Source organism: Methylobacterium sp. D54C, assembly GCF_053345595.1.
In genome coordinates, this window is record NZ_JBKFAK010000012.1 from 145,517 (window position 1) to 153,080 (window position 7,564).

The window sequence follows — 7,564 nt, forward strand, 5'->3', positions numbered from 1 at the left end:
CCGGCCGGTCAGCCCGGCTCCCCGCCGCTCGCCGTTCGGGCCCGCGCCGGCAGGGGCGGCCGCTGCGCGGCGACGCGCTCGGCGCCCTGGCGCAGCTTGGCCTCCGGGCCGTGTGCCGGCTGGTGGGCCTCGCTCCGACCGCGCTCGGCGAGCGGCCGGTCGAGGATCGCGGCGATCAGGTCCCGCGAGGCCGGACGGCTCACGGTGCGGAACAGCCGGACGAGATCGGCGACGCGCTCGGCCGAGCGCGCCACCCCCTGGTTGAGGGTCAGGAAGATGTAGACCGCCTCCTCCTCGTGCAGGCCGGCGGCCCGCAGGCCGAGGGTCAGGAGGTCGTAGCGGGTGCCCGCGTCGGCGACCACGGTCAGGAAATCGCGGGGCAGGCCGAGCCCGTCGGCCAGCGCCGCCATGAAGGCGGGAACGTCGCGGGCGGCGGACAGGCCGGTCAGGGTCTCGCCGAGGCCGCGGGGCGGCGGCGGGCAGGGGCGCAGGGCGGCGGTCGCCTCGACGGCCCGGCCGATCACCGTGCGGCGCATCGGGTCGGCGTGCAGGTACAGGGGCACGAGGTCGGCGGCCGACACGTCGGGCCGGACCAGCAGCAGCCGGGCGAGGTCGGGGGCGGTGCGGCCGCGGTCCACGAGCCGCGACAGGGCCGCGCCCCGCAGGGTGTGGCCGAGATTGGCCGCCAGCGCGCGGTCGATCTCGGGGCGGCCCTCGCGGGAGAGTTCGTCCACCGCCTCCCGGCTCAGCCCGGCCCGGGCGGCGATGCGGGCGGCGATGTCCGACCCCTCGGCCAGGGCCGCCTCGATCAGGCGGTGGCTCAGGGTCGGGGCCAGCTCCACCACCGCGTCGCGGGCGCCGCCGCCGCGCAGGGCGAGCGCCTCCAGCACAGCGGGCGGCGTCTCGGGGCAGGGGGCCAGCTTGCGGGCCACGACCCGGGCCGTCTCCTCGTCCACCGTCGGGATGAGGCCGCAGGCCAGGGACTCGAAGATCTCGATCTCGGTCCGGTCCCGGGCCGCGGCCCGGACGAACAGGTCCGTCTGAACCCGGAGGATCACCGGCTTGAGATCGAGATTCTCGATGCGTGACAGTTCGAGGAGCCCGGACAGGTCCGGCGGAGCATCGACGGAAGGGGGCATGGAGGATCGGTTACGCAAGACTGCAGTAAGGTCACGCTAACCGCATCGACGTGAATCGACCTTTAAACCGCCTCCGCGGCGACCGTGCCGTCCTGCGCCAGGATGGCACCGGCGCGGTCCCGCCCCGGCCCGACCGTCAGCGCGTCAGTCAGCGCGTCAGTCAGCGCATCAGTCAGTGCGGCAGTCAGCGCGTCAGCCAGAGCACGAGGCCGAGCCCCACGGCGGCCGCGACGATGATGCCGGCGTAGAGCGGCAGGACCCAGGGCTGCCGCTGATGCGGGTAACCCTTGGCCGCCCGCTCCGAGGGCGCCCGCTCGTTCTGCCGGGCGATCCGGACCTCCCGGGGCGTCGGCGGCGTCCCGCCGGCCTCCTCGCAGGTCCCGAGCGGGGCCGCGCCGATATCCATGTGCGGGGTCTTGTCGGCGGTGCGGCCGCTGTCGATGTCGCCCTTGAGCTGCGCGGCGGTCGGCGCCTCGGAATCCGGCGGCGGATCGCAGGGCAGGTTCGCGGGCGGCGGCGGGGTCTCGGATCGCAGCGTCATCGGGGGGCTCCACTCTCCGGGGGTAACGCCCGGTGAGCCCCGCCGGCTTCGGCCAGGATGTCGCGGATCTCAGCCGTCTCCGGTGCCCCGCTTCAGCAGCGGCCGCGCGAGCACGGTCCCTTCGTCGGCGAAGCCGGCGGCGGCGCAGAAGGCGCGCAGGGCGGCCTGGTCCGGCCCCGCGGCCAGGAGCAGCCGGTCGCAGCCCGCCTGCCGCGCCGCCCGGCCGGCCGCCTTCAGCAGGACCCGACCGATGCCCCGGCGGCGCGACTCGGCGGCGACCGCGAGGCCGGTGATCAGGCCGAAGGGCCGCGGCGCGTCCAGCGTCCGCACGGGGGCGACGGCGATGAGGCCGCTCGGCGGCCCCCATTCCACGGCGACGAGGGCGATGCCGCCGTCCCGCTGCAGGGCCTCGAGCCGGGCCGCGAGGTCCGCGGTGCCGACCGCGACCCCGACCTCGCTGAGCAGCGCCGCGAGACCCGCGGCGTCCGGCCCCGCGGCGGCGCGGATCTCCAGCCCGTAGCGATTGCCCAAATCCCGCTCCCGATCGGCATGTCCGGCGCATGCATGTCCGGCGGTTCAACGCGTGGCGAGGCCTCTCGACACGGCGCGTCGCGCTCCTGAGGCTCAAACGCGGCGCCATCCCGCAGATCGCGATCACCGCGGGATCGGCTCCGTCGCGCGCGGCGCCGTCGTGATGCGGCGCGCGCGGAACGCGCCGGGCCGTACGCGCTTTGCTCTCCCGTCGGCGGATCGGGGAGCGCGCAGCATGGCGGGGCGGGTGACGGATCGAGCCTCCGAAGGGGAGGCCGGCCAGGCGCGGCCGGAGACAGCGCCGGCGCCCGAGGGGCCGGGCCCGCGGTCCGGCATGACCGAGGCAGAGGTCGGGCCGGAGATCGGGGTGGAGGCCGAGGCGGTCGAGCGGCACAAGGCCGAGACGGAGATCGCCGCGGGCGACGTAGCCGACGACCTCGCCGATTTCGCGTAACGGACCGGCGCGCGGGTCGCGCGCCGGCCGGTAACCACGAGCCCGGGCGTTGCCGGGCTCAGGCCGGGCTCAGGCCGGGCTCAGGCCGTCTCCTTGGCCTTGCGGGAGCGGCTGGCGCGCTTCGGCTTCTCGGCCACTTCCGCGACGGGCTCGGGCTCGGGCGCCGGGGCGGCGGACTTGCGGCGCTGCTGGCCGAGGCCGAGGCTGCGGGCGAGTTCCGAGCGCTGGGCCGAGTAGCTCGCGGCCGTCGACGGATAGTCGCGCGGCAGCCCGAAGCGCTCGCGATACTGCTCGATCGTCAGGCCGTTGCGCGACAGGTGCCGCTTGAGCGTCTTGTACGGCTTGCCGTCGATGAACGAGATCAGGGCGTCCGGCGTCACCGACTTGCGGATCTGGGCCGGCGTCGGCTTGTCGGCCGCCTCGGTGACCGTCGCCGCGGGGGCGGACAGCTTCGTCAGCGCGGCGTGAACGCCGGCGAGCAGACCGGGCAATTCGCTGATCGGCACGGAATTGTTCGAGACATACGCCGAGACGATGTCGGACGCCTGCTCGATAAAGGTCTGCTGCTGCTCAGTGGCGTTGTCGTCCATCGATGATTCCCTCTATCCGACCGTCGTGAGACGGTTCTAACGTCTGTGCAGCAAAATCAAGTCGTCGTCGAGCATTTCCCTACACAATGCCCCTGCCATGAACACGCATATTATTCAAACCGTGGGTCGAGCTGAAATCGACCGTCGAGCAAACCGACACCCCGGAGCCGAAGTTGGACGAGACCGGGCGACGCGGACGGGCGCCGGTTATGCCTTCCGCCGCGATCTCGCCGCGGGCTTCCTCTGCGAAGATCCGTCTCCGGTCTGATGAGAGGCGCAGAACTTCACGCGGCGGCCCGCCGCGATGTCCCGTGAGCCTTCGGGACGGGACGAACGTTTCGGCCGGACTGTCACGTGATCTGCCGCGGACCGGTCATGGCCTCGGAGGCGGCCGGGCGATAAGGATCCGGGCGGGGCAGGATCCGGGGCGATCGGCGTGGACCAGCAAGTGGACCGGCAAGGGGATCACCAAGTGGATCAGCAAGTGGATCAGCGCTCGGAGACGGGCACCGTCTTCGGCGCCATCATCCCGTTCGTGGATCACTGCGGGATCGAGGCGCTCGACGTGCGCGCGGGCCGGACGCGGCTGCGCCTCGCCCTGCGGCCGGAGCACGCCAACAACCTCGGCATCGCCCATGGCGGCGCGCTCTGCACCCTGCTCGACGTCGCCCTGGGGACGGCGGCGCGGCTGCGGGCGGGGCGCCCCGTGGTGACCCTCGACATGCAGACCCGTTTCCTCGCCCCCGGCCGCGGCGTCCTGACCGCCGAGGGACGGGTCACCCGGGCGGGGCGGTCGGTGATCTTCTGCGAGGCCGAGATCCGCGACGAGGCCGGGGAGCTGGTGGCGACCGCCACGGGGCTGCTCAAGCCCGTCGGCGAGCGGCCGGCGCCCGCGTAGGGGCCGCGTAGGGGCCGCGTAGGGGCGTCGTCGCCGGTCGGGACACCGGCGCGGGAGCCCTGCGCGGGAGCCCTGCGCGCCCGTGCGGGGCCGCGACCGCATTGACGTGCGCCCGGCAGGGTGGAAAAGCCTGTGTCATGACGATGCCGGACGACGCGCGCGCAGCCCTGGCTGCGCCTCCCTCCGAGGCCGACGTGACGGCCATGAAGTCCGAGGCCGCGGCGTGGTTCGAGACGCTGCGCGACCGGATCGTCGCCGCTCTGGAGGCCCTCGAGGCGGAGGCGGCGGGCCCGTTCCACCCCGACGCGCCCGAGGGCCCCGGGACGTTCGAGAAGACCCCGTGGAACCGGACCGACCATACCGGGCGGCCGGGCGGCGGCGGCGTCATGGCGATGCTGCGGGGCCGCGTCTTCGAGAAGGCCGGCGTGCACATCTCGACGGTGCACGGCGAGTTCGCGCCGGAATTCCGCGCCCAGATGCCCGGCGCCGCCGAGGATCCGCGCTTCTTCGCCACCGGCATCTCGCTGATCGCCCATCCGTGGAACCCGCACGTGCCGACGGTGCACATGAACACCCGGTTCGTCGCGACGACGCGGGCGTGGTTCGGGGGCGGGGCCGACCTGACGCCGGTGCTCGACCGGCGCCGCACGCAGGACGATCCGGACAGCCGCCACTTCCACGCCTGCCTGGAGCGGGCCTGCGCGGCGCACGGCATCGACCACGCCCGCTACAAGGCGTGGTGCGACGAGTATTTCCACCTCAAGCACCGGAACGAGCCGCGCGGCATCGGCGGGATCTTCTACGATTACCTCTGGAGCGGGACGCCGCAGGCCGACCTCGCCTACACCCGCGACGTGGGCCGGGCCTTCCTGGAGGCCTACCCGAAGATCGTGCGCGACAATCTCGGCACGCCCTGGACCGAGGCGGACCGCCACGAGCAGCAGGTGCGGCGGGGCCGCTACGTGGAGTTCAACCTGCTCTACGACCGGGGCACGATCTTCGGCCTGAAGACGGGCGGCAACGTCGCCTCCATCCTCTCCTCGATGCCGCCGACCGTGCGCTGGCCGTGAGTGCGGGTCTGCCGGCCGCCTACGCGCCGCAGCAGGACGCGGCGCTGAAGGCGATCGCCGCGTGGCGGCGGGACGGGAGATCGCAGGTGTTCCGGCTGTTCGGCTATGCCGGCACCGGCAAGACGACGCTCGCCCGCCGGATCGCCGAGGATGTCGACGGCACGGTGGTCTACGGGGCCTTCACCGGCAAGGCGGCCTCGGTGATGCGCCAGAAGGGCTGCTACGACGCCGCCACGATCCACTCGCTGATCTACCGCACCAAGGAGGCGGAGGAGGGCGGGCCGACCTTCACGCTGAACCGCTCGGGCCCGGCCGCCAAGGCGGACCTGATCATCATCGACGAGTGCTCGATGGTCGATTCCGATCTCGGCAACGATCTCCTCTCCTTCGAGCGGCCGGTCCTCGTCCTGGGCGACCCGGCGCAGCTGCCGCCGGTGCGCGGCGGCGGCTTCTTCACCGAGGCTGAGCCCGACGTGATGCTTACCGAGGTGCACCGGCAGGCCAAGGACGACCCGATCGTCCGCATGGCCATGACCGTGCGCGAGGGCGGCCGGCTGGAGCTCGGCAGCTACGGGCAGAGCCGGATCGTGTCGCGCCGCGCCCTGGATCCGGCCGAGGTGCTCGAGTGCGATCAGGTGCTGGTCGGCTTGAACAAGACCCGCCGCCTCTACAATGCACGGCTGCGGGAGCTCGCCGGCCACACGGACCCGATGCCGGCGATCGGCGAGAAGCTGGTCTGCCTGCGCAACGACCGGGTGAAGGGCCTGCTCAACGGCTCGACCTGGACCGTGCAGGCCCTGCGCGCGCCGCCGCGTCCGGACCTGATCCGCCTCGACGTGGTGCCGGAGGACGACCCGGCGCTCCGCCGGAAGCCCACCGACATCAAGGTGCTGCGCGCGATGATCTCCGGCACGGACGAGGAGATCCCGCTGTTCCTGCGGCGCGAGACGGACGAGTTCACCTACGGCTACGCGCTGACGGTGCACAAGGCTCAAGGGTCGCAGTGGGATCGGGTCACGCTGTTCGACGAATCCTACGCGTTCCGCGAGCACCGGGCGCGCTGGCTCTACACCGGCCTGACCCGCGCGGCGCAGGCGATCACCGTGGTGGTCTGATGCGGTGCCGCCGCGCGACGTCTCGCTTGTGAAGCGGGACCACGCGTGCTACGCACCGCCCGTCTCATCGAGGCACCTTGCGGAGAGGTGGCAGAGCGGTTGAATGCACCGCACTCGAAATGCGGCATGCCTGCAAGGGCATCGGGGGTTCGAATCCCCCCCTCTCCGCCACTTAATTGAATTAAATCATCAATTTAACTGAGTCTTCTGACGGGGTTGCAGTAGCCAGCCGACGTTGCGCCCCACATTTCGAAACTTGTAGCCCCCGAGCGGCTCCGGCAGGCGATCGATGGCATCCGGGAGAAGTTCGGCCTCTTCCGAACGTCACGCCTGCCGGATCGTCGGCCAGCACCGGGGTACGCAGCGCTACGTGCCCACGCTACGTGCCCACACTGCCGGCGGACGCGGATGTGCTGACCCGCGCCATCATGGCCCTGGCGTCCGAGTACGGGCGCGACAGATACCGCCGTGTCACCGCGCTGCTGCAGGCAGACGGCTGGCCGGTGGGCAAGGATCGGGTTCATCCTTCGAGAACCTCAGGATGAGGGCATCTGGCGCCGCGAGGGGCTGAAGGTCCCCCAGGAGCACCGGCCGCGCGGCCGTCTCTGGCTGAACGACGGCTCATGCGTGCGACTACGGCCGCTCCGCCGCAACCATGTGTGGAGCTTCGATTTCGTGCAGGCGCAGACACACGACGGGCGGAGCCTGCGCATCCTGACGCTGATCGACGAGCACAGTCGGACATGCCTGGCGCTGAAGGTGGCCCGACGCATCAACAGCGTAGGTGTGATCGAGACGCTGGCCGATGCGATGTGCCTGCACGGCATCCCGGAGCACATCCGCTGCGATAACGGCCCCGAGATGATCTCGAAGGCGCTGTGCCAGTGGGTCGCCAAGACGGGGCCACAGATTCAGTACATCGCACTCGGCTCGCCGTGGGAGAACGTGTACTGGGAGAGCTTCAACGGTAGGCTGCGCGACGAGTGCCTGCGCCAAGAGATTTTCTGCTCGCTGAAGGAGGCGCAGATCGTGATTGGTCGATGACAATCTACCTACAGCCGCGTCCGACCGCATTCGTCGATTGGCTATCGGCCACCTGCGCCTGTCCTGTGTGGATGGCTCCCGCATTGCAAGTGGCGAATTGAGCTTCTGACGCGTTGGTCGGGTGCAGTCTTGTGTCCGGCCTTTCGATGCAGTCGTTCATGTTGACCGCTGGCCCTGATGGT

At 71.7% G+C, this 7,564-nt stretch carries 7 protein-coding genes, 1 tRNA gene and 1 pseudogene; 5 read left to right on the forward strand and 4 right to left on the reverse strand.

The annotated features are described in order from the left end of the window. Positions 1-8: 8 nt before the first annotated feature. The 4 genes from ACLBYB_RS21385 to ACLBYB_RS21400 form a co-directional block, all read right to left on the reverse strand. Entirely contained in the window at positions 9-1,139 is a 1,131-nt protein-coding gene (locus ACLBYB_RS21385) for a DUF2336 domain-containing protein (RefSeq protein ID WP_020091136.1), read from the reverse strand. Between the two features lie 184 nt (positions 1,140-1,323). Then, entirely contained in the window at positions 1,324-1,680 is a 357-nt protein-coding gene (locus ACLBYB_RS21390) for a hypothetical protein (protein WP_020091135.1), read from the reverse strand. 69 nt (positions 1,681-1,749) lie between these two features. Then, positions 1,750-2,211, reverse strand: coding sequence for a GNAT family N-acetyltransferase (locus ACLBYB_RS21395; RefSeq protein WP_091675813.1), 462 nt, complete (start codon positions 2,209-2,211; stop codon positions 1,750-1,752). 534 nt (positions 2,212-2,745) lie between these two features. Further along, positions 2,746-3,255 carry a MucR family transcriptional regulator gene (locus ACLBYB_RS21400; protein WP_091675820.1) on the reverse strand — a complete coding sequence of 170 codons (510 nt, stop codon included), beginning with the start codon at positions 3,253-3,255 and terminating at the stop codon, positions 2,746-2,748. A 484-nt stretch (positions 3,256-3,739) separates the two neighbouring features. Here ACLBYB_RS21400 and ACLBYB_RS21405 point away from each other — a divergent pair, with 484 nt between their 5' ends. The 5 genes and pseudogenes from ACLBYB_RS21405 to ACLBYB_RS21425 form a co-directional block, all read left to right on the forward strand. After that, positions 3,740-4,153 (forward strand): PaaI family thioesterase, encoded by a 414-nt coding sequence (locus ACLBYB_RS21405; RefSeq protein ID WP_056526422.1) that lies wholly within the window; start codon positions 3,740-3,742, stop codon positions 4,151-4,153. Positions 4,154-4,290: 137 nt separating this feature from the next. After that, a complete protein-coding gene (hemF, locus tag ACLBYB_RS21410; RefSeq protein ID WP_447699983.1) occupies positions 4,291-5,223 on the forward strand; it encodes an oxygen-dependent coproporphyrinogen oxidase in 933 nt (310 codons plus the stop codon). Continuing rightward, the gene (locus tag ACLBYB_RS21415) at positions 5,220-6,338 is read left to right on the forward strand and encodes an ATP-dependent DNA helicase (RefSeq protein WP_071000197.1); all 1,119 of its coding nucleotides are present in this window, start codon (positions 5,220-5,222) and stop codon (positions 6,336-6,338) included. The genes hemF and ACLBYB_RS21415 overlap by 4 nt, the downstream gene beginning before the upstream one ends. 81 nt (positions 6,339-6,419) lie before the next feature. Then, positions 6,420-6,509, forward strand: a tRNA-Ser gene (locus ACLBYB_RS21420). 57 nt (positions 6,510-6,566) lie between these two features. Further along, positions 6,567-7,463 (forward strand): annotated as a pseudogene (locus tag ACLBYB_RS21425) (IS3 family transposase); the annotation flags it as partial. Between the last annotated feature and the right edge of the window lie 101 nt (positions 7,464-7,564).

What these genes read in the sequence shown, in the direction of transcription:
- ACLBYB_RS21400 (WP_091675820.1), bottom strand. Translation starts at nt 3,255, where the DNA reads ATGGACGACAACGCCACTGAGCAGCAGCAGACCTTTATCGAGCAGGCG.
- hemF (WP_447699983.1), top strand. Translation starts at nt 4,291, where the DNA reads ATGACGATGCCGGACGACGCGCGCGCAGCCCTGGCTGCGCCTCCCTCC.
- ACLBYB_RS21390 (WP_020091135.1), bottom strand. Translation starts at nt 1,680, where the DNA reads ATGACGCTGCGATCCGAGACCCCGCCGCCGCCCGCGAACCTGCCCTGC.
- ACLBYB_RS21385 (WP_020091136.1), bottom strand. Translation starts at nt 1,139, where the DNA reads ATGCCCCCTTCCGTCGATGCTCCGCCGGACCTGTCCGGGCTCCTCGAA.